This is a genomic window from Brevundimonas sp. (assembly GCF_032055285.1).
Taxonomy (GTDB): Bacteria; Pseudomonadota; Alphaproteobacteria; order Caulobacterales; family Caulobacteraceae; genus Brevundimonas.
The window spans coordinates 242,716-263,843 of the sequence record NZ_DAMBRE010000001.1 but is presented as its reverse complement, the minus strand read 5'-3'; the positions used below and the strand labels follow the sequence as shown (position 1 = coordinate 263,843).

Annotated in this window: 15 protein-coding genes; 4 read left to right on the top strand and 11 right to left on the bottom strand. The window is 67.1% G+C overall.

Features of this window, described 5'->3' with window-relative positions; translation table 11 throughout:
• Positions 1 to 46: 46 nt before the first annotated feature.
• The 4 genes from RTY13_RS01330 to rhmD are packed head-to-tail and all read right to left on the bottom strand — an operon-like array spanning position 47 to position 3,780.
• Complete coding sequence (locus RTY13_RS01330) at positions 47 to 949, bottom strand: amidohydrolase family protein (protein ID WP_312780591.1); 903 nt, start codon at positions 947 to 949, stop codon at positions 47 to 49.
• Between the two features lie 12 nt (positions 950 to 961).
• Entirely contained in the window at positions 962 to 1,714 is a 753-nt protein-coding gene (locus tag RTY13_RS01325; protein WP_312780590.1) for an SDR family NAD(P)-dependent oxidoreductase, read from the bottom strand.
• Positions 1,711 to 2,574, bottom strand: coding sequence for a fumarylacetoacetate hydrolase family protein (locus tag RTY13_RS01320; protein ID WP_312780589.1), 864 nt, complete (start codon positions 2,572 to 2,574; stop codon positions 1,711 to 1,713). Before RTY13_RS01320 ends, RTY13_RS01325 begins: the two co-directional genes overlap by 4 nt.
• Before the next feature lie 12 nt (positions 2,575 to 2,586).
• The gene (gene rhmD / locus RTY13_RS01315) at positions 2,587 to 3,780 is read right to left on the bottom strand and encodes an L-rhamnonate dehydratase (RefSeq protein WP_312780588.1); all 1,194 of its coding nucleotides are present in this window, start codon (positions 3,778 to 3,780) and stop codon (positions 2,587 to 2,589) included.
• A 150-nt stretch (positions 3,781 to 3,930) separates the two neighbouring features.
• On the opposite strand from rhmD, the gene RTY13_RS01310 reads away from it, so the two are divergent.
• Genes RTY13_RS01310 through lldD form a run of 3 tightly spaced genes read left to right on the top strand, consistent with a single transcriptional unit; the run spans position 3,931 to position 6,666 of the window.
• Entirely contained in the window at positions 3,931 to 4,728 is a 798-nt protein-coding gene (locus RTY13_RS01310; RefSeq protein ID WP_312780587.1) for an IclR family transcriptional regulator, read from the top strand.
• Positions 4,729 to 4,754: 26 nt separating this feature from the next.
• Positions 4,755 to 5,516, top strand: coding sequence for an SDR family NAD(P)-dependent oxidoreductase (locus RTY13_RS01305; protein ID WP_312780585.1), 762 nt, complete (start codon positions 4,755 to 4,757; stop codon positions 5,514 to 5,516).
• Between the two features lie 10 nt (positions 5,517 to 5,526).
• A complete protein-coding gene (lldD, locus tag RTY13_RS01300) occupies positions 5,527 to 6,666 on the top strand; it encodes an FMN-dependent L-lactate dehydrogenase LldD (protein ID WP_312780583.1) in 1,140 nt (379 codons plus the stop codon).
• Between the two features lie 10 nt (positions 6,667 to 6,676).
• Here lldD and RTY13_RS01295 read toward each other — a convergent pair whose 3' ends face one another.
• The 5 genes from RTY13_RS01295 to RTY13_RS01275 form a co-directional block, all read right to left on the bottom strand.
• Positions 6,677 to 8,092: an amino acid permease gene (locus RTY13_RS01295; protein ID WP_312780581.1), complete on the bottom strand. Its 1,416-nt coding sequence runs from the start codon at positions 8,090 to 8,092 to the stop codon at positions 6,677 to 6,679.
• A gap of 105 nt (positions 8,093 to 8,197) precedes the next feature.
• The gene (locus RTY13_RS01290; protein ID WP_312780579.1) at positions 8,198 to 8,731 is read right to left on the bottom strand and encodes a PadR family transcriptional regulator; all 534 of its coding nucleotides are present in this window, start codon (positions 8,729 to 8,731) and stop codon (positions 8,198 to 8,200) included.
• A 20-nt stretch (positions 8,732 to 8,751) separates the two neighbouring features.
• A complete protein-coding gene (locus tag RTY13_RS01285) occupies positions 8,752 to 9,180 on the bottom strand; it encodes a nuclear transport factor 2 family protein (protein WP_312780577.1) in 429 nt (142 codons plus the stop codon).
• Positions 9,181 to 9,194: 14 nt separating this feature from the next.
• Positions 9,195 to 11,207: an NADPH-dependent 2,4-dienoyl-CoA reductase gene (locus tag RTY13_RS01280; protein WP_312780575.1), complete on the bottom strand. Its 2,013-nt coding sequence runs from the start codon at positions 11,205 to 11,207 to the stop codon at positions 9,195 to 9,197.
• A gap of 182 nt (positions 11,208 to 11,389) precedes the next feature.
• Positions 11,390 to 14,194, bottom strand: a complete 2,805-nt coding sequence (locus tag RTY13_RS01275; protein ID WP_409450267.1) for a M14 metallopeptidase family protein — start codon at positions 14,192 to 14,194, stop codon at positions 11,390 to 11,392.
• Between the two features lie 471 nt (positions 14,195 to 14,665).
• On the opposite strand from RTY13_RS01275, the gene RTY13_RS01270 reads away from it, so the two are divergent.
• Entirely contained in the window at positions 14,666 to 15,406 is a 741-nt protein-coding gene (locus RTY13_RS01270; protein WP_312780574.1) for a hypothetical protein, read from the top strand.
• Between the two features lie 425 nt (positions 15,407 to 15,831).
• On the opposite strand, the gene RTY13_RS01265 is transcribed toward RTY13_RS01270, so the two are convergent.
• Positions 15,832 to 16,893, bottom strand: coding sequence for a DUF4143 domain-containing protein (locus RTY13_RS01265; RefSeq protein WP_312780573.1), 1,062 nt, complete (start codon positions 16,891 to 16,893; stop codon positions 15,832 to 15,834).
• A 152-nt stretch (positions 16,894 to 17,045) separates the two neighbouring features.
• Complete coding sequence (locus RTY13_RS01260; protein WP_312780571.1) at positions 17,046 to 20,978, bottom strand: ATP-binding protein; 3,933 nt, start codon at positions 20,976 to 20,978, stop codon at positions 17,046 to 17,048.
• Between the last annotated feature and the right edge of the window lie 150 nt (positions 20,979 to 21,128).

The window sequence follows — 21,128 nt, the reverse complement described above, 5'->3', positions numbered from 1 at the left end:
CCTCGGGGGCCGGCGCCGTCTTGATGCGGGCTCGGCGAATGATGGGTCAGATGCGGTAGATCGCCTCGGCGTTGGCGGCGAACAGACGGTCGCGTTCATCGGCGCTGAAGTGGCGCGTGATGTCGTCGAAGGCGGAATAGAAGGCGTCGAAGCTGCCGTGAACGCGCTCGACCGGGAAGTCGCTGGCGAACATGGCGCGGCGGGTTCCGAAGGTCTCGATGCACGCCAGCACGATCGGTTGAATGGAGTGCAGGGTCCAGGCGCGGTCGGTGATGCCGAGGCCGGAAATCTTGATCGAGACCTGCGGGCGCTCGGCCAGGGCCTTCAGCCCGGCGCGCCAGACCGCCAAGCCCTCGGCGTCGCGGTCGGTGGGCAGACCGGCGTGGTTGATGATCAGGGGAATGTCGGGATGGGCGTCGGCCAGTTCGACCGCCCTGGCCATCTGCGACGGATAGAGCTGCAGGTCGAAGGACAGGCCGTGGCGCGCCAGCTTGCCGAAGCCTGTGCGCCAGTTCGGGTCGAGCAGGGGATCGGCGGGATTGTAGGTCTTTTTCGGATCGGCGTGCCAGCAGACGATCTGGCGCACGCCCCGGACGTTGCGACGGGCGGCGTGGGCCTCCAGCAGGGCTTCCAGGTCGGGGTCGGTCAGGTCGGCGCCGGCGACGATGCCGTGCGGGTAGCCGTAGTCGTCGGACAGGGCCTGCAGCCAGTCGGTCTCGGCCAGCTGATGGCCGCGCGGCTGACCGGCCTCGACGTGGACGATCTTGTCCACGCGCCAGTTCGCCGTGTCGGCGAGGTAGTCTTTCAGCAGGTAGTCACGGTGCGCGATCGGGGACATGTCCCCCGCCGGATTGTTCGGCAGGGGATCGTCTTGCAGCCAGCCGTAGCGGGCGCGCGACAGGTCCCACAGGTGGACGTGCGGATCGACGATGCGAAGGTCGCGGCCCACCTGCGGCGCTCCTTAGTAGGTCGTACGGCCGCCCGACGTATCGAACGTCGAGGCAGTGGTGAAGCTGCATTCTTCCGAGGCCATGAAGCAGACCATGGCGACGCTTTCCTCGACCTCGCCCAGACGGCCCATCGGGATCTTGGAGCGCATGTAGTCGACCTGGCTCTGCGGCAGCTGCTCCAGGATGGGGCTTTCGAAGGTGGCGGGGGTCAGGCTGTTGGCGATGACGCCCTTGCCGGCCAGTTCCTTGCCCAGCGACTTGGTGAAGCCGATCACGCCCGCCTTGGACGCCGAATAGGCCGAGGCGTTGGGGTTTCCTTCCTTGCCCGCGACCGAGGCCACGTTGACGATGCGGCCATAGCCGTTGTCGAGCATGTAGGGGGTCACGGCGCGGCAGCAGTAGAAGACGCCGTTCAGATTGATGTCGACGACGCGCTTCCAGCTGTCGAGCGGGAACTCGTGCACCGGGACGGTGGCGCCGGTGATGCCGGCCGAGGCCACCAGAATGTCGATGCGCCCGCCCAGGGCCTCATGCGAGGTCTTGGCGGCGGCCTCGACGGCCGCCGGATCGGCCACGTCCAGGGCGACGACAGCGGTCGCGCCGACTTCCTCGGCGGCGGCCTTCAGCGTGTCAGCGTTGAGGTCCCAGAGCACGACCTTGCCGCCCTCGGCGACGATGCGCGCTGCCGAGGCCTTGCCCAGACCCGAGGCGCCGCCGGTGACGACGGCGGTGCGGCCGGTGAAACGTCCGTGATAGGCGCTCATGCAACCACGTCCTTGGACCAGGCGACGACCGACTGACGCTGGCTGCCCAGCTTCTCGATGCCCAGCTCCATGACGTCGCCGGCCTTGAGGTAGAAGGGCTCGGGCTTCTGGCCCAGACCCACGCCCGGAGGCGTGCCGGTGGTGATCAGGTCGCCGGGTTCCAGGGTCATGAACTGGCTGACGTAGGAGACGATCTCGGCCACGCCGAAGATCATGGTCTTGGTGTTGCCGGTCTGCATGCGCTTGCCGTTGAGGTCCAGCCACATGTCGAGCGTCTGAACGTCGCCGACCTCGTCCGTGGTGACGATCCAGGGACCGACCGGGCCGAAGGTGTCGCAGCCCTTGCCCTTGTCCCAGGTGCCGCCGCGCTCGGTCTGGAAGGCGCGTTCCGACACGTCGTTGATCAGGACATAGCCGGCGACGTGATCCAGGGCGTCGGCCTGCTCGACGTAGGAGGCGCGCTTGCCGATGACGATGCCCAGCTCGACTTCCCAGTCGGTCTTCTCGGAACCGCGGGGAATGACAACGGTATCATTCGGACCCGTCAAACAGGACACGGCCTTGGTGAAGACCACGGGCTCGGCCGGAATGGGCAGGTTGGACTCGGCGGCGTGGTCGGCGAAGTTCAGGCCGATGGCGATGAATTTGCGCACGCCCTTGACCGGCACGCCGTAGCGCGGCTGGCCTTCAACCAGGGGCAGGGTCTCGGGATCAATCGCCTTCAGCGCGGCGAGGCCTTCGCCCCACAGCTGGTCCGGGGTGATGTCGGCGATGACGCCGGACAGGTCGCGGATGCGACCCTCGGCGTCCAGGGTGCCGGGCTTTTCCTGGCCCACAGGGCCATAACGCAGGAGTTTCATAGAGGGGCCTTCTTAGCGGGCGTAGGGGCGGTGCAGGGCGATGTCGCGGTTCAGCTCGACGCCGAAGCCGGGGGTGTCGGGAACCTTCAGCTTGCCGTTCACAGGGACGGGTTCGCCGATCAGTTGCGGATGGAACATCGGCACGACCTCGTCGGCGCCCGGAGCCATCATCAGGAACTCCGCGAACGGGCTGTTATGGCGCGTCACGACGAAGTGGTAGGAATAGACGGATGATCCATGCGGGATCATCAGCACGCCCTTGGAATCGGCCAGGGCCGAGATCTTCTGCAGTTCGGTCACGCCGCCGCACCAGCCCACGTCGGGCTGGATGATGTCGCAGCATTCCATTTCCAGCAGCATGCGGAAGCCCCAGCGGGTGGCCTCATGCTCGCCGGTGGTGACCAGCATCCCCTTGGGCGCATTCTTCTTCAGCGCCTGATACCCCCAATAGTCGTCGGGGCTGAGGGCCTCCTCGATCCACTTCAGACCCAGCTTGTGGGCTTCGTGGGCCAGGCGGGTGGCGTAGTTGAGGTCCAGCGCCATCCAGCAGTCGAACATCAGCCAGAAGTCGTCGCCGCAGGCGTTCCGCATGGCCTCAAGCTCGGCCAGGTTCTTGCGCAGGCCTTCCTCGCCCTCGGCCGGGCCGTGGTGCAGGGGCATCTTGCCGCCGATGAAGCCCAGTTCCTTGGCTTTGTCGGGACGGGCGCCGGTGGCGTAGAAGGTCAGCTCGTCGCGCACCGCGCCGCCCAGCATGGCGAAGACCGGCTCCTGACGCAGGCGGCCGAGCAGGTCCCACAGGGCCAGATCGACGCCGGAGATGGCGTTCACCACCAGACCCTTGCGACCGTAATACTGGGTCGAGAAATACATCTGGTCCCAGATCTTCTCGACCTCGGACGGATCACGGCCTTCCAGGAAGCGGGCCAGGTGCTTTTCGACGATATAGGCCGCGGGCTCGCCGCCGGTGGTCACCGCGAAACCGACCACGCCGTTCTCGGCCTCGATCTCGACGACCAGGGTGCCGAGCACATTGATGCCGAAGCTGCGACGGCTCTGGCGGTACTCGGGGTACTTGGCCATCGGCGTGGCGATGTGGTCGTCGATCCAGTGGCCGTCGCCCTGGTCGTGATAGTCGGCGCCGCCGCCCGTGCCGTCGTTTTTCACAACAAATGCGCGGACGTGTTTGATTTTCGGCAGGCGGCTCATTGGCAAATCACCGAGATACGGTAATCCACTCCCATAATGCGGGATTTCACTGGCGTTCCTCCGTGCGACCCGTCAAACTTGCCAACCATTTGAGCGGCCCGCTTGCGTGTTTTGCTACATTCTGGGAATGAGGATTACGAGATGGGACGAATGACGTCAATCAAGACCGAACACGGCGAGGGCGAAGAGGAAACCGGGGCCAAGGCCTCCGGCAGCCAGACTCTGCTGCGCGGTCTGGATGTCATAGACGCGCTGATCGACGGCTCGCTGCCGCTGGCCGAACTGTCCGAGAAGCTGGAGCTGACGCGCAGCACCACCCACCGTCTGGCCTCGGCTCTGGTGGACCGGCGCCTGCTGTCGTTCCGCCCGCGCGAAGGCTACAGCCTCGGCCCGAAACTGCTGGAGCTGGGCCACGCCGCCAGCCAGCAGATGCATCTGCCGCGCGTGGCGCGTCCCTGGCTGGAGCATCTGTCGGCGGCGACCGACGACACGGTGCATCTGGGCGTTCTGGATGGCCGTTTCGCTCTTTACCTGGACAAGGTGCCGGGCCGTCGGCGCGTCAACATCGGCTCGCGTCTGGGCGAGCGTCACCCCATCGCCTCGACCGGTTTGGGTAAGGCGCTGATCCTCGACAAGGCCGAGCCGGAGTGGAGCGACTTCTACGCCCCCGAGGGCGCGCCGTTCGATTCCGCCGCCCGCGCCGTCTGGATGGAGCGGATGCGCGGCTATGCCGAGAAGGGCTACGCCTTCGACCTTGAGGAGAACGAGGATCAGGTCCGCTGCGTCGCCGCGCCGATTCGTTCGGTCGACGGGCATATCGTGGCCGCGATCAGTGTCTCGTCCGCCGCCCAATACATGTCCGACGCCCGGATGGCCGAGTTGACTAAGACGGTCACCGACGCCGCCAACGCCATCAGCGGCGACCTGGGCTGGACCCCCAAACCCTGAACTCACTGAGACTGTACGGAGCCCCCATGCTGCTTAAAGACAAGGTCGTCCTCATCACTGGAGGATCGCGAGGCATCGGGGCGGCCGTGGCCGTGGAAATGGCCAAACAGGGCGCCGACGTCGCCATCAATAGCCACTCGGGCGGCGAAGCGGCGGCGGAAGTGATCGCCGCCGTTGAGGCGCACGGTCGCCGCTGCATCTCGGTCGAGGGCGACGTGGCCCTGCCGGAAACGGCGGCGGCTTTTGTGAATGCGGCGGTCGAGGCCTTCGGCAAGGTGGACGTCTTCGTCTCCAACGCCGGCATCTGCCCCTTCCACGCCTTCCTCGACATGCCGGCGGAGACGCTCAAGCGGACGATGGAGGTCAACCTGCACGGCGCCTACTTCATGACCCAGGCCGCGGCGAACCAGATGGTCAAGCAGGGCAAGGGCGGGGCGATCGTCGCCATCAGCTCGATTTCGGCCCTGGTCGGCGGCGAGTTCCAGACCCACTACACCCCGACCAAGGCGGGCGTGCACAGCCTGATGCAGTCCTGCGCCATCGCCCTGGGCAAGCACGGAATCCGCTGCAACTCGGTGCTGCCGGGCACCATCCTGACCGACATCAACAAGGACGACCTGGCGGATCCGGCCAAGCGCGAATACATGGAAGGGCGCATCCCGCTGGGCCGTCTGGGTCAGCCCGAGGACATCGGCGGCGCGGTCGCCTTCCTGGCTTCGGACATGGCGGCCTATGTCACCGGCGCGGCCCTGCTGGTCGACGGCGGCGCCTTTGTGAACCTGCAATAGGGCGGGCGGCGTGAAGGCGGCCTCCATCACCGATTACCGCGAGCTGGCGCGTCGGCGCCTGCCGCTCTTCCTGTTCGAATACATCGACGGCGGCTCCTACGCCGAGACGACGCTGGGGCGGAACGTCAGCGACCTGCGCGACGTGGCCCTGCGTCAGCGGGTGCTGCGCGACGTGTCGGACATCGATCTGTCGGCGACCCTGTTCGGTCAGAAGCAAAGCCTGCCGGTGGCGCTAGCCCCGGTCGGGCTGGCGGGGATGAACGCGCGGCGCGGCGAGGTTCAGGCCGCCCGCGCCGCCGCGGCCTTCGGCGTGCCCTTCACCCTGTCCACGGTCGGGGCCTGTTCCATCGGTGAGGTGGCGGCGGGCAGTCCGACGCCCTTCTGGTTCCAGCTCTACATGATCCGCGACCGCGCCTTCATGGCTGACCTGCTGGATCTGGCCGAGGCGGCGAAATGCCCGGCTCTGATCTTCACCGTCGACATGCCGGTGCCGGGCTCGCGCTATCGCGACTATCACTCGGGTCTGGCCGGGGCGTCGGGCTTCTTTGGCGACATGCGCCGCGCCATGCAGGCGGTCGGCCGTCCCGGCTGGGCCTGGGACGTCGGCGTCCGTGGCGGGCCGCACTCGCTGGGCAATGTCGCGCCGGTGCTGAAGGGCAAGACCGGCATCGACGACTTCTTCGCCTGGATGCGCGACAATTTCGATCCGACCGTGACCTGGGACGATCTGGCCTGGGTGCGCGAGCGCTGGAAGGGGCCGCTGATCATCAAGGGCGTTCTGGACGCCGACGACGCCAAGCGCGTGGCGGATCTGGGCGCTGACGGCCTGGTGGTGTCGAACCATGGCGGGCGTCAGTTGGACGGCGTCCTGTCCTCGACCCGCGCCCTGCCGCCCATCGCCGACGCGGTCGAGGGGCGGCTGACCATCCTGGCCGACGGCGGCATCCGCAGCGGTCTGGACGTCGTGCGGATGCTGGCGCTCGGCGCCGACGGCGTGCTGATCGGCCGGGCCTGGGCCTACGCCCTGGCGGCGCGCGGCGAGGCGGGCGTCAGCCATGTCCTGAACCTGATGGCCGCCGAGATGAAGGTGGCCATGGCCCTGACCGGTGTGACGCGCGTCGATCAACTGGACCGCAAGGCCCTGGCCTGATCCGTCCGGCCTAGGCGGGCTGTTTGCCCGCCAGGCTGTGGCGACGGCCATAGGCCAGGTAGACCGCGATCCCGGCCAGGTTCCAGAACAGGAACCACAGGTGCGTCTTCTGCGGCAGGCTGGCCAGCAGGTAGAGGCAGCCGGCGATGGCGATGGGGCCGATCACCCAGGCCAGGGGCGTGCGGAAGCCGCGCGGCGCGTCGGGCGCGCGACGGCGCATGATCAGCATGCAGACCGCCACCGCCGTGAAGGCGACCAGCGAGCCGGCGTTGGCCAGGGCGACGATCTCGTCCAGCGGCAGGAACAGGCTGATGGCGCCGACGACGGCGACCGTGAACAGGGTGATGCGGATCGGACGGCCGCCCTTCGACACCCTGGACAGGCCGTGCGGCAGCAGGCCGTCGCGCGCCATGACGAAGAAGATGCGGCTCTGGCCGTAGAAGAAGGCCATGATGACCGTCGGCAGGGTGAGGACGGCGGTCACGGCCAGGAAGCGGGCGGCGCCGGGCTGGTTGATCTCGCGCAGGATCAGGGCCAGGGGCTCGGGGCTGTTGGCGAACTGGATGAAGGGCGTGGCCCCCAGGGCCGCCAGGGCGATGACCGTATAGATGGCGGCGCAGGCGAACATGGAGCCGATGATGCCGATGGCCAGGTCGCGCTTGGGATTGCGGGTTTCCTCGGCGGCGGTGGCGATGGCGTCGAAGCCGTAGAAGGCCGAGAAGATGATGGCGGCGGCGGCCATGATGCCGCGCTCGACGCCGTCGGCGCCCATGTTGCGGGCGAAGCCGTAGGGGCTGAAGGGCTCCAGGTTGGCGGCGTCGAAATGGGGCAGGGCGAACCAGACGAAGACGGCCAGGGCCGACAGCTTCACCGCCACCAGAATCATGGTCAGGCCGGCGCTCTTGCGGGTGCCGGCGATCAGCAGGGCGGCGACGACGGCGATGATCAAGAGGGCGGGCAGGTTGGCGACGCCGCCCGCGTGGGGCGCCTGCATCAGGGCCATGGGCACGCCGGCCCAGCCGTTCAGCAGGGGGGCGGCGTAGCCCGACCAACTGACGGCCACGGCGCTGACCACCAGGCTGTATTCCAGGATCAGGCTCCAGCCGATGATCCAGGCGAAGACCTCGCCCATGACCACATAGGAATAGGTGTAGGCGCTGCCCGAGGCCGGGATCATCGACGCCATCTCGGCATAGGCCAGGGCGGCGCAGGCGCAGACGAAGCCGGCGATCAGGAAGGACAGCAGCACCGCGGGGCCGGCCTTGTCGGCGCCGATGCCGATCAGCGTCAGGATGCCGGTGCCGACGATGGCGCCCACGCCCATGGCGATCAGATGCGGCCAGCGCAGGGTGCGCGGCAGAGCCTGCCCGTCATGCGAATTCTGAGTGTCGGCGTCGATGCGCTTGCGTGCGTTCCAGCGGCCCATATGGCGGTTCCTGGGGAGAGGGGGCGGACCTCTTCGCATGGAACGCGCGGGCGATGAAACCGGGGCCCGGCGCGAAAGGCGATAATGGGCGTTTTTTGCGCGGCGCTAGAGCGGCGGGCGCAGGATGACGAGGGCGTCCTCGCAGAAGGCGATGCGGTGACGCTCGAACGCGATCCCCGCCTTCAGCACGAGGTGCTGCAGTCGCCGTTCGGGCGAGACGGGGGCGGACGGAAAATCCCGCGCCTCGATCTCCAGATAGGCCGCCAGCTTCTGGCGATGGCGCTCGACCACGGCGGCCAGTTCCTCGGCGAGGTCCGTCGGACCGACGACGGCCTCGGCGCGGATGCGCACCATCAGTTCGTCTCGGATCGCGGGCGCGTCCTGGCGCTCGTTGACCCAACGTCGCAGTTCGTCGCGACCGGACGGCAGGATGCGAAAGCGGCGCTTGCCCCCGCGCGCGCCCTCGACCGGCTCCGCCTCGACCCAGCCCGCCGCTTCCAGCCGGGCCAGCTCGCGATAGATCTGCTGATGCGTCGCCTGCCAGAAATAGCCGATGGAGCGGTCGAAGCGGCTGGCCAGTTCGGACCCGGAACCGGGGCGTTCGGCCAGAGACGTCAGCAGGGCGTGGGGCAGGGACATGGGGGCTGAATAGCCGAACCTCAGGAGGCCTTGAAGGCGGGGAGCAGGGCGCCGAGGCGCGCGCCCATCTCGGCCGCCAGGGCCTGCACCCCGTTCATCGGGCGCATCATGACCTCGAAGTCCGTGATCAGGCCGTCTTCGTCAAAGCGGATGAAGTCGATGCCCTTGACGCCCTTGTCCCCGACGCGGGCGCTGAACTCCAGCACCACGTTCAGGCCGTCGGCGGTGGCGGCCTCGCGGTGGTAGGCGAAGTCCTGAAACACGGTGATGACCGTGCCGAGCGCCAGGATCAGGGCGTCGGCGCTGTGATAGGCCTTGAAGGCCACCGGCGAGCGGAAGGTCGCGTTCGGATGGACGATGGCGCGCAGGTCGCTCACGTCAGCGCGGGCCACCATGTCGTGCCATTTCGCCAGGGAAGCGGCGGCGGCGGGATGCAGGTTCAGCGTCATGGGCTTTCCTTCGGTTAGAGGGCGGCGGCCAGGCGCACGCCCTGGTCGATGGCGCGTTTGGCGTCCAGTTCGGCGGCGACGTCGGCCCCGCCGATCAGGCGGACCGAACAGCCGCGCGCGACCAGATCGTCGTGCAGGTCGCGCAAGGGTTCTTGTCCGGCGCAGATGACCACGTGATCGACCGCCAGGGTCTTGTCGGCGCCGTCGATGGTCACGTGCAGACCCGCGTCGTCGATGCGGCGGTAGGCGACGCCGCTGGCGGTGACGACGCCGTGCATCTTCAGGGCGGCGCGGTGAATCCAGCCGGTGGTGCGGCCCAGACGCTCGCCGACCTTGCCGGTCGAGCGCTGCATCAGGAAGACCTGACGCTCAGCCGGTTCGACCTGCGGTGCGGTGCGGCCTCCGGCGGTCTTGTAGTCAGGATCGACGCCCCAGGTGCGGAAGAAGCGGTCGATCGACGGAGTTTCATGGCGCTCGACCAGATATTCGCTGACGTCGTGGCCGATGCCGCCGGCGCCGATGACGGCCACGGTCTTGCCGACCGGAACCTCGTCGCGCAGGACGTCGAGGTAGGACAGGGTCTTGGCGTGACCCACGCCGTCGATCTCGGGCGTGCGCGGGCTGACGCCGGTGGCCAGGAGGATCTCGTCGAAGCCTTCGTCGGCGAGCGTTTCAGCCTCGGCGCGGGTGTTCAGGCGGACGGTGACGCCGGTCAGCTCCAGCTGCTTGCGGAAGTAGCGCAGGGTCTCGCCGAACTCCTCCTTGCCGGGGATTTTCCTGGCGATGTTGAACTGACCGCCGACTTCGTTCTCCGCCTCGATCAGGGTGACGTCGTGGCCGCGTTCGGCGGCGGTGACGGCGAAGGCGAGGCCTGCGGGACCGGCGCCGACGACGGCGATCTTCTTGGCGGCTTCGGTCGGAGCGATAACCAGTTCGGTTTCGTGGCAGGCGCGCGGATTGACCAGGCAGGAGGTGATCTTGCCCGCAAAGGTGTGGTCCAGGCAGGCCTGGTTGCAGCCGATGCAGGTGTTGATCTCGTCGGCGCGGTTCTCGCGGGCCTTCTGCACGAAGGCGGCGTCGGCCAGCAGGGGGCGGGCCATCGACACCATGTCGCAATAGCCCTCGGCCAGCAGGCCCTCGGCCACCTCGGGGGTATTGATGCGGTTGGTGGCGACCAAGGGGATGGAGACCTCGCCCTTCAGGCGTTTGGTCACCCAGGCGAAGGCGGCGCGCGGGACGCTGGTGGCGATGGTGGGGATGCGGGCCTCGTGCCAGCCGATGCCGGTGTTGAGGATGGTGGCGCCCGCCGCCTCGATGGCCTTGGCCAGTTGCACCACCTCTTCCGCCGTCGAGCCGCCCTCGACCAGGTCCAGCATCGACAGGCGGTAGATGATGATGAAGTCGGGGCCGACGCGTGCACGGATGCGACGCATGATCTCGAGCGGCAGCCGGATGCGGTTCTCATACGAGCCGCCCCATTCGTCGTCGCGCTGGTTGGTGCGGGCGGCGATGAACTCGTTGATCAGATAGCCCTCGGACCCCATGACCTCGACGCCGTCATAGCCGGCGGACTGGGCGAGAGCCGCGCAGCGTACGAAGTCCTCGATGGTCTGCTCGACCTCCTCGCCGGTCAGGGCGTGGGGGGCGAAGGGGGTTATGGGCGCCTGGATGGCCGAGGGGGCGACCAGGTCGGGGTGATAGGCGTAGCGGCCGAAATGCAGGATCTGCAGGGCGATCTTGCCGCCCTCGGCGTGGACGGCGGCGGTGATCTGGCGGTGGTGCTCGGCCTCTTCCTCGGTGTTCAGCTTGGCGCCCCAGGGCATGGGGCGGCCGCGCTCATTCGGGGAAATGCCGCCGGTGACGATCAGCCCGACCTCGCCGCGCGCCCGCTCGGCGTAGAAGGCGGCCATGCGCTCGAAGCCGTTCTCGACCTCCTCCAGCCCGACGTGCATCGAGCCCATCAGCACCCGGTTCTTCAGCGTGGTGAAGCCCAGATCGAGGGGCTTCAGCAGTTCGGGGTAGGGCATGGGCGGCGGCCTGTTATGCAATCGATTGCATAACTCTATCAGGGGCAGAGATTTTTGCAATCAGTTGCATAATTGGCGGGCGATCGAGGTTTCAAGCGCTGAAACAAACGGCCGCCCGCTGGTGAAGCGGGCGGCCGTCGTGCGTTGGACGTGTGATCGGCAACGGATCGCCGGCTCGGCTTCTATTCCTCGGCGCTGACCGCCGGCCCGTAGAAGAGGGCGTTGAACAGAAGGCGGACCGACGACCGGGCCTGGGCGCGGTTGACCACGTCGGGGCCCAGAACGATCACCCGGCCGTCGCCGTGCGGAAGGTCCAGGACTGCGTCCGAACCCGACAGCTTCTGCGGACCGATGGCCCAGCCGCTGGCGACGGCGACCTGTTCGGGATAGCGGGCGATGGGGGCGCCTTCGCCCGCGTGACGGAAGCCGGCGTTGCGGTTGAAGAAGACGTTCATCTGGGCCGGGGCGCCGAAGGCCAGGGGCTGACGGTTGTCCACCTCGGTCTTCAGGATGGCGCCGGGGATGAAGAAATCGGTCGAGGCCAGGGGCTTGCCGTCGTCGGTCCGCAGCACGTCCTCGACCTGGGCGCCCATGGCGGCGGCGAGGCGGTGGGCCGAGCCGATGGTGATGACACTGCCGCCGGCGCGTACGAAGGCGTCGATCTGCGGCACGGTCTTCTCGGTCGTGATATTGCCCAGCCAGCCGCGATACTCGGCGGGGATGGAGGCCGGGTCCGGCTGGTCGCGTTGTGCCGCCGCCGACAGGTCCGTCGGGATCATGTCCGAGGCGAAGACCAGGACATCGAAGTCCTTGGCCAGGTCGCCCGCGTCCAGACGCTGCGGATAGACCACCTCGAACGGATATTCGAACTGCTCCAGCATCCAGCGGGTCCAGCCCGAGGCCATCGAGCCGCCGTAGCGGTCGACCAGACCGACGCGCACCGGCTTCAGCGCGATCCTGTCGCCGCCGGGGACGCGGGCGGCGGCGTGGGCGTTCAGGCCCAGATCGCGCACGGAGGCCTCGACGATGGAGCGCGCCGCGTCGCTGGCCGGGATCCACAGGGCGCCGGGGGCAAGAGTGGCGCGGCCCGCGCGCGTCTCGCCTTCCTGCCAGAAGACGGGCACGCCCGCCTTCAGCAGGCGGTTTGACAGGATGTAGCCGTTGATCGGCGCATGATCGATCAGCCAGCCGGCGCGGCCCGAACCTTCGATCCTGCCCGGCGGCGGGGCCATGACGTCGGCGACGCGCTCGGTCGGAGCCTCGAAGCCGTCCAGGACGCGGTCGAACTGCACCCCCATCTGCAACGCCAGGGTGTAGCCGGTGGCGTCATAGGGCAGCTTGGGCGGGCCGCCCGGATATTGCAGGTCGTGGGGGTGATCCTGCGGCTCGAACATGTCCAGCACGTGCGGGCGATAGGCCTGGGCCGTCTTCACCACATAGGAGCCGGCCGGATAGGTCTTGCCGCTGACGGTGAAGGCCTGGGTGGCGCGGTCCACGTCCACGCCCGTCTTGATCAGGCTGTTCAGGAAGGCCACGGCGTTGGGCAGGTCGGCCTGATCCGCCGGAATGACGTAGCCACGCGGATCGCGACGGGCCGGGTCGCGCAGGATGGAGTTGTAGAGAGCCGGATCGACGCGACGGACGTTCTCGCCGGCCGCCGCCTGCAGGGCTTCGATCCCCGTCGGCGTGACGCGCCAGGTGTCGGTATTGCCCTTGTCGATGGCGTTCTGGCCCATGCGCCAGATGTTGAACAGCAGCCGGTCCTTGTTGCGCGAGGCGTAGTTCAGGACGGCGCGGTTGATCGACTGCGAGTATTCGATCGATTGGGCGAAATGCCAGGTCTGGGGCGCGACCGGCATGGGCAGGTCGTTGCGGGCCAGCTGGTTCTGCGGGATCAGGCTGATCTGGCTCGGCGTCGGGTGGCCGGTGATCTCGGTCAGCAGGCCCACGGCGTTGTGGAAGTAGGTGATGGAGCGCTCCATCCCGTTGTTCCACGTCGAGTAGCTGGCGCCGCTGCGCATGGTCGAGCCGGGCTTGCCCTCTTCGATCAGGCGGCTGTGCATGGCCGCGCCGACTTCAGACAGGGTGCCCATGACCAGCGGGTCGTAGTTGTAGTTGAAGGGGTCGCGGAAGGGCGGCATGAAGACCACCGTCCCGGCCGGCGCCGTCTGGTGGTGGTTGTAGATGATCTGCGGGAACCACTCGCGGAAGAACTGGCGGTTGACGTTGGTCGTCTCGGCCATGGCCGACAGGTAGTAGTCGCGGTTGTTATCGTGGCCGACGTACTTCTGGTACAGCACCGGGATCGAGGCGAACTCGCGCTTCAGCGGGTCCTCGTTGCGCATGTACCAGTTGGAGACCAGCTCCATCCCGTCCGGGTTCAGAGGCGCGAACAGGATGATCGCATCGTTCAGGACGCGCAGAGCCTCGGGGTCTTCGGCCGTCAGCCATTCGTGCACGGCGGCGATCAGGGCCTGGGGCGGGACGGTCTCGGTCGAGTGCAGGCCGCCGTCGATCCAGACCACGGCCTTGCCCTCGGCGGACATGGCGCGAGCCTCGGCCTCGCTGACGCCCTCGGCTTTTGCGAGGCGACGCGCGATCTCCTGATAGCGGTCCAGGTTGGCCAGGTTCTGCGGCGTCGAGACGATGGCGATGTACTGCGTGCGCCCTTCCGAGGACTTGCCGATCTCGACCAGCTTCATGCGGTCCGACTGGCCGGCCAGGGTCTTCAGATAGGCTTCCCACTGGCTGTAGTTGACCAGGTGATAGTCGGCCCCGACCTCATGGCCGAACGCCTCGCGCGGCGAGGTGATGCGCGACGCCTGCGACGAGGCGGCGGCGACGGGCGGTTCGGCCAGAAGGGCTTCATAGGCTAGGGCGCTGGCCCCGTTCATGGCGAAGGCCGCGAAGCCGACGGTGAGGGCCAGCAGAGGGCGGCGAAGCGATACTCGGTTCCGCGCGACGGCGGAGGGAGGCGAACTTGTCATGGCGTTCCTGTCAAAAGCAGCAGCGGGGCGCTCAACACATGACGTTGCGGCAACGCTGATTCCTCCACGATGCTGTTGTTGCGGTCGATGTCCATGGGCGACCGCACCGTGCGCCGCGCTTTTGCCGCGACATGCGCATTACGCCGCTGTCAAACTGCGACCATCAGCGCGGCCGACCATCGCGTGGGAAGTAAAGCGGGCTATGTGGAGTTGTCGGCACGTGGCGGACAGAGAGGAAGGCCGAAAGGTGTTCCTGTTCAATAACTTAGGCAGACTAACCCGCCCTTGGGCGGCCATTGAAATACAACGAGATTTCCCGCGTTTGGCTAACGGCCATAGCCGGAGATCGGAGACGAAAAACCCCGCCAGCGTTGCAGCGCATGGCGGGGTTCAAAAGAGCTTGGGTCAGCACTCAAAGCCGACGGCACCCTACCGTGCAGACCTCTTCGTTGCAACGCCGGAGGCCAGCCGATGAGCCGTCTTCTGGACCCCGAGAACTTCGTCGCTGAGAAGCTGGCCTGGCATCAACGCATCGCCAGCGACCCGAGGGTTTCCCTCTCGGCCAAGGCCGTCGCCGGTTTCATTCTCCACGACCTGAACGCCAGCGAAGGCGGCGCCTGGCGCGGCCAGGAGAGCATGGCGGCAAGCCTGGGCGTCAGTACTCGCCAGCTGCGGCGTCTTCTGGAGGAGCTCGAGGCGGCCTCATACCTGCAAGTCGAGGTCCGCAAGGGGCGCGGCCGCACCAACATCTGCCGCGCGACGCTGCCTAGCGAAGCGGCTGGTGCATCAGAAAACAGGACACCGACGGCCGCTCAAGCCGTCGAAAAGCGGACATCAACGGCCGTTCAAATGTCGAAAAACCGGACATCGGCGTCACGAAAACCGGACATGGATGACCGACGAATCCTTTATGACTCCATTAGAAGATTTCCGGCGCCAGAAGGCCGGAGGTCGGGCAGCGCAAACAGGCCGCTGGCAAAGGTTGATCCGTTCGCGGAAGCCGACATTCGGGCGACCGTGATCCGGCTCGCAGGGGAAGAGGCGACAGTCAGCTACCTGGACCCCGCCGCTTGGGACGCAGACAACAACCGCATCGTCTGCGCGAGCTCCACAGGATTCGCCCGGCTCCGCGATCTTGTCGAACGCCCCTTGGCCGCGAAGGGCGTATCCATTGCACTCGAGCTTAGCGATGCAGGGCGAATGGCGGCATGAGTAGCCAAACTTGGAGTCAACGGACGACTTGTTCGTCGCAAGGGCTGAGGCGAAGGTGCGGGCGGCCGGGTTTGCGTCGCAGCGAACATGGCTTTGCCATCCCGGTGAAGCTTGGCTGAGATTCCGCGTGAGGTTCATTAACAACTGTCGACTGGCCAGCATTTAGCCATCGGCTGTCTGGCGGCTGTCTGGCGGCTGGCCAGAAGATGGCCATTGGCTGTCTAGTCAGCAAGCTGGCGACTGGCCAGGAGATGGCGCTGGGGGGGCTGATTTGGATCGAAGTCGCATCTACAGACTGCCGCGACCGCTGCTGACTCATAACGGCAGTTGAGAACGTCTGCTCGCGGACGACGCGTTGGCCTCGCCCGATGGGGCCGAACACGACACATTGCATCTGATCGGAGCGACTGCTCCCTAGTCTTTATTTAGGCGCGTCCCGCGAGGGCAAGAATGCGTTGTCGTGCCGTGGCCAAGTCCAGCCGTTGGATTTGAGCTTCGAGATTCGAGGTTGGGCCGGAGTGAACGACGAATCCCTCGGTGGCACCGATGCGTCTCATCGCCCGGTCGTATCCATCCTCCGGCTTCTTTTCGGGGCTGACCTTAAACTCGATGCCGACCACGGGGCCGCCCGACTGCGCGAAGTCCAAGACGAGATCGATCTCGTCAGGCCCTTCCTGTCCATCCTCCCGCTCCTGACGATAGAACTGGCAGCTTGCTTGTCCATCGGCCGCGATAATCAGCGTCTCAATCGCATAGCCTTCCCAGCTATCCCCCATCTTCGGAGATGCGCGCAGCTGGGTCATCGTTTGGATGCCGAGCCGCGCGTGCAGCAGGCCGCTGTCACGAACGTAGACCTTGCGCATCGCCGCGAGGCTGGCTGTGGTCCCGGCGGGATAGTTCGGAAGCACCCGGATGAGGCCAAGCTGGGACAGCACCGTGATCGCCGATAGGGCGTCGGTCTTCTTGCCCCGAGGTGGCTTGTCGACGTCGAGCTCAGATCCGTTGCGATCGGCGACCCAGGTCAGTGCCTCTTCCACGCCGAGAATCGGCGAAATCTTGAACTCCGCGTAATCGCGCGACAGGAGGCCCCGCATCATCGCATGGCGCCAGTCGAAGCTGTCCTTGTCGTTGTCGGCATCGTAGCTCTGGGGAAGCCCACCCCGAAGCCAGTGACGGTGCGGGTCGAACGCAGGTCGATTGGTCGGCTGGTCGGACGGCATGATGTCGGGGATCGGGCCCGCCGCGTCTTCGATACCCAGCGCGAGATCCGGCAGTTCGTCCGGCTGCAGGGGCGGGAGCTCCAGCACACCGGCGACGCCGGGCAGGTCTCGCTCGAGGTCGATCATCGCGCCCAAGTCCTCAGGCGCCACCACGAGTTTGACCCGGTGCCCCTCCGCTTCGAGGCGACGATATCCTTCGACGAAGGCGGGTACGTCCGAGCGGCGCAGACGATCGAACACCTGGATGGGCGCGTCGGACGTCAACATAGTCGCGACGGTCTCATGCCGGACGCCGGTCCGCTCGCGGGCCCAGTGGGAGAGCAGCCGAGACCGCCCAACCCTCGGCACTCCGCGCAGGAGGGTCACCAAGTTCAGGCGTTCGGCCCGGTCAAGCGCGGCGAGCGCCAGGCGGCGGGCCGTCATGCGGGCCGTTCGAGATCGAGCACGACGACCGCGACGCGGCCCTCCAGGGTGGTGGCGCTCCGTTCGCTGAGTCGCGCCCGGAGGTCGGCCGCCGAGGCGGGGCGCTCAACTCCTCTGGGCGGTGCCTTCAGCGCCTTGGTCGAGTTCGCGCCGAACCAGAGCACCAGGTAGATCCCAGCCTCGGCGCGGGCGTCATTAACGTACAGCCGGTCGAGCTGGCGGTCGGCCGCCGTCCAGAGATCGCGGTGCCACTGGCCCTTGACCTCGATCGGGGTCATCAACTCGCCGGACAGGCAGAGGATGTCGCACCGCTTGTCGTCGGCCAGATGTCCCTCTGGCAACGCCTGGATCCCAAACGGTAACGGGCGCAGCATCTTGAGTAGGGCGTCGCGGCACTGCTCCTCTCCGCGCGGCGCGCCATTCCGTAGGAAATCCTGATACCAGTCGATATCGCTACCCTTGAGCTCTCTCTGGATGCGATCGAATTCCTCCAGCAAGACAGCCTGCAGCTGGGAAGCCGTTTGAGGCGCACGGTCCTCGATGGCGGACGCGACGACGGCCAGGGCGGGCGCTGTCCAGTCGGCCTCGATCCGCTTGCGCCTCTGCTCGGCGGCGACTGCCCGGAATTGGTCGGTGTAGCCGTCCTCGACGTCGTCTCTCAGTTCGATCAGCGCGGCGATGGCTGAACTTGAGGTATGGTCTCCCAGGCGTCGAATAAGACCGGCGATGAAGTCGCTGGCGTCCCACGCATTACTGTCGCCGGACGAGACCCCGGAGGGCCGTGTCACCAAGGGGTAGGCCGTTCGGAAACGCTGCAGGAGCCAGGCCAGCAGTTCCGGCTCGAGGTCGAGCGGCCGTGTCTCGGATCGACGCCCCAGCCGCGAGCGGACATGCCAGAAGAGCTCAGGATCGATCGTGGCCGCTTCCAGCTGCGGCCGGGTCATCTCGAAGTCGATCAACAGGCCCAGAGCGTCCCAGTTGCGACGACGCTGGTCATCCAAGGTTCCATCGCGACGGCGCTGCGCGGTAATCTCCCGTAGAGTCGGCAGAGCGGCAGGAAGGGTGATGAGGTGATCCAGAAGTTCGGCTTCCGGGCCAACGGGCATGTCCGGGAAACGTTGAAGCCATTCCAGAGCCAGCTGTGTCGCCAGATCGTGGTCGTCCGAGTCCCGCATCAGAGCGTAGAGGCCGTCGACGTGGTCGTTGCGATGAACGAACTGGGGCTCGAAGTAGAGCCTCTGAACCAGCTCCCAGTCACCGCGACCCCGAAGCTCCACTGTCAGGGCCTGATCGAGGTCGGGAACGCCGGCGTGGTCGTCAATGCGCGTGTGGCGGACTTCGAACAGTCCGGCCATCACCCGTTCGTCCTTCAGGTCGGAGAAGCCGCGACCGGTCCGGTGGCGCTCGGCCAAGGCCGCGACGATGATGTGCGCGGCTTCCCACCGCCGGCTCTGGGCGAAGCTCTCGGCGATCTCGGCCGCGGTCGGCCGGGCCGGCTCCCGAAGCAGGAAAGCCTCGAACCCGGCCAGCGCCGCGTCGCGCAACTCGGGGCCCAGCCATTCATCGAGACGGGCCGGCCCGTCGCGCGCCCCGTCCCCCATGTCGGCGAAGAGCTTCAGATAGGCCTTGGCCGGGTTGAGGATTAGGCCGAACTCTCCGGCCCGGACCTTCTCGATATCGCGCGTGAAGGACGCACGATGCTCGACCCAGCGCGCCTGGCGATCGGCGTCCCGCTTGAGGCGGCGCGCCTCCTGGTCGAGTTGCCATTGCGGCGTGGCGGGATTGCGCAGGCCCTCAAGCCAGGCGGGTCCGTCAGCGTCCCGGACGGCGAACCTTGCCGCCGCCACGCGCACGGCCTCACCCTCGTCTGCGTTGTGCCGGGCAAGTTCCACCACAGCCCGCCATCGCGGATCGTCATCGTTCAGGACGTCAAGCAAGGCGACGACATCCGCCTCGTCGAGCGCCAGCCCGGCCGAGCGGTCGGTCATCCGCCAGGCGGCATGCCAGAGGTTCCCCTGCACCTCCTGATCTAGGAGGACGTGGCGCTGGATCGCACGCCGCAGGGTGGGGTCAGCTTTGAACCGGTTCGCGACTCCCTGACGCGCCTCGGTCTGATAGCCGAGTTCCTCAAGCGGGGCGAGCCATTCCCAGAGCTGCGACGGGGCCACCGGGCCGTGGGCCATCCGACGGTCCAGGAGGCCATAGGCGAGGTCGGAAATCTCCTCCTTCGTCTGATGGGGGGCACTGTCTCCTAATTCGGCCGCGGCCTTGGCGAGACCATCCAGAAGGGCGTCCATCCGCGCTTCGGGCAGGCGAAGCCTCAGACCATAGAGAATGCCGACGGTGCGATGCTCCTGTCCCAACTGGGCCAAGGTCACGTCAAGTAGCACGCCATCGTTGAACGTTCCGTAGCCGACCGTATCGATCAACGTGATCGCGAGGCGGATGCCGTTCTCATCACCCTGGCGACGCAGGTCGATCACGAGTTCGGGCCAGTCAATCGGCAACGCCGCCTCGACGAGCCGATCAGCCGCTTCTTTACGCAAGGCGAACTCGGCGCGAGTGTTGCGGACAAGGGACTCGAGATCCTCCGCCAACGTCTTCACGAGCGCAGAACCCTGGAGCGCCTGCAGGATGAGAAGGCGCAGGCCGAATTCGGCGTCGTCGTTGTTCAGGATCTCCGTCAGCTGAGGCAGAAGGGCCGGCTGGGCGAGGCCGCCGACATGATAGCGGGTCCAGTCGCGGAAACGGGGGTTCTCCCGCGACAGGCGGTCGAGCGTCTCAAGGAGGGCCGTGGCCTGCGGCGGGGTCAGGGTGTCTGCGTCGCCGTACTGGACCACGCCCATGGCGTCCGCCCGTATCACTGCATCAGCCAAGCCCGGGCTGTGCCAGGCCAGCCAGGCGTGCAGGCCTCTGAGGCTCGCGGGGACGAGCGCGTCCGGATTGAACAGGGCGTGAATCCGCCGCCGCTGGCGCGATGTATCAGCCTGCTGCGCGAGCCAGCGCGCGCCCAGGAACTCTCCGATCGCGCGATGGGCATAGGTGAAGCGACCAGCCTCCACCGCGGCGAACAGTCGGGAGTTCAAGGCCTCAGCGAGGGCCCCGCCGCCCGGTAAGGCCGCGACCTCGCCCAGCGGCAGGTCGCCCGCCGAAGGGTCCGAGCGCAGCGAGATTGCTTCGGATCCGGTCAGGATGAGGGTGGCGAACGCGGCACCCGCGGCGTCAAGGACCGTGGCCTCGGCGAGGCCGGCGAGGCCCGCGTGACTCTTCTCCTCTCGATGCTCCTTGCGAAGTAGGCGGGTGGCTTGTGCGAAGAGTTCCCCCCGCGACGGAGGCAGGGGGCCAGCCTGGACGACCGCCTTGACGAGGCTCAGCGTCTGGGGATTGGCCCACAGTCCCGCCAGACCTTTTTCCTCAAGTGTGTCGGTGGTTGCTTCGGCGTTCGTACGCCCTAGCGCCTGTTCGAGGATGGTGACCGCATCCGGCTTGTCGAGCGGTTCGAGGTAAAGCTCCAGCGGCTCTTCGCCGTAGAGGTCCGCCAACCCCTGGATCGCGGTCGCGCTGCGCCAGTCGGCGACGCGGCAGGACAGGATGAACCTAGGATAGCCCAGGGCGGCGAGTTTGCGGATGACCTGATCGACTGCGTCGCCGTCCGCCTGGGCCGGCACCTCGTCGAGCGCATCGATCACGACGGTTGCGGCGCCGGCGAAGCGGGACGCGCCGTCGGGCAGGTTGATCAGACTGCGCGCCGTGGAGAAGGCGTAGCCATGGCGATCGCGCAGCTGCCGCAGCAGGGTCGACTTGCCCATACCAGCCTCCCCCAGCACGACCAGCGAGCGGGGGCTCGTCGTCAGGATGTCCTGTCCGACGGACCGACGCTCGAGGTCGTCAAAGTACCAAAGAGTGCGAGTCAGAATCGTATCGTTCACGGGGTAATCCTGACGAATCTCAGGCTGCGCCGCCAGTCTTGCGGTGCAGACCGGCGGGTCTCGACGATCTCGGTGGGGAAGCAGGCCGCCGACGATCGGGCGGCGTTCCTCGTCTTCTGCTCAGCGATCTTCTTTGAGTGTCCCTAAGGG

What these genes read in the sequence shown, in the direction of transcription:
- RTY13_RS01325 (WP_312780590.1), bottom strand. Translation starts at nt 1,714, where the DNA reads ATGAGCGCCTATCACGGACGTTTCACCGGCCGCACCGCCGTCGTCACC.
- RTY13_RS01320 (WP_312780589.1), bottom strand. Translation starts at nt 2,574, where the DNA reads ATGAAACTCCTGCGTTATGGCCCTGTGGGCCAGGAAAAGCCCGGCACC.
- rhmD (WP_312780588.1), bottom strand. Translation starts at nt 3,780, where the DNA reads ATGAGCCGCCTGCCGAAAATCAAACACGTCCGCGCATTTGTTGTGAAA.
- RTY13_RS01270 (WP_312780574.1), top strand. Translation starts at nt 14,666, where the DNA reads ATGAGCCGTCTTCTGGACCCCGAGAACTTCGTCGCTGAGAAGCTGGCC.
- RTY13_RS01295 (WP_312780581.1), bottom strand. Translation starts at nt 8,092, where the DNA reads ATGGGCCGCTGGAACGCACGCAAGCGCATCGACGCCGACACTCAGAAT.
- RTY13_RS01290 (WP_312780579.1), bottom strand. Translation starts at nt 8,731, where the DNA reads ATGTCCCTGCCCCACGCCCTGCTGACGTCTCTGGCCGAACGCCCCGGT.
- RTY13_RS01310 (WP_312780587.1), top strand. Translation starts at nt 3,931, where the DNA reads ATGACGTCAATCAAGACCGAACACGGCGAGGGCGAAGAGGAAACCGGG.
- RTY13_RS01265 (WP_312780573.1), bottom strand. Translation starts at nt 16,893, where the DNA reads ATGTTGACGTCCGACGCGCCCATCCAGGTGTTCGATCGTCTGCGCCGC.
- RTY13_RS01305 (WP_312780585.1), top strand. Translation starts at nt 4,755, where the DNA reads ATGCTGCTTAAAGACAAGGTCGTCCTCATCACTGGAGGATCGCGAGGC.
- RTY13_RS01275 (WP_409450267.1), bottom strand. Translation starts at nt 14,194, where the DNA reads ATGACAAGTTCGCCTCCCTCCGCCGTCGCGCGGAACCGAGTATCGCTT.
- RTY13_RS01280 (WP_312780575.1), bottom strand. Translation starts at nt 11,207, where the DNA reads ATGCCCTACCCCGAACTGCTGAAGCCCCTCGATCTGGGCTTCACCACG.
- RTY13_RS01285 (WP_312780577.1), bottom strand. Translation starts at nt 9,180, where the DNA reads ATGACGCTGAACCTGCATCCCGCCGCCGCCGCTTCCCTGGCGAAATGG.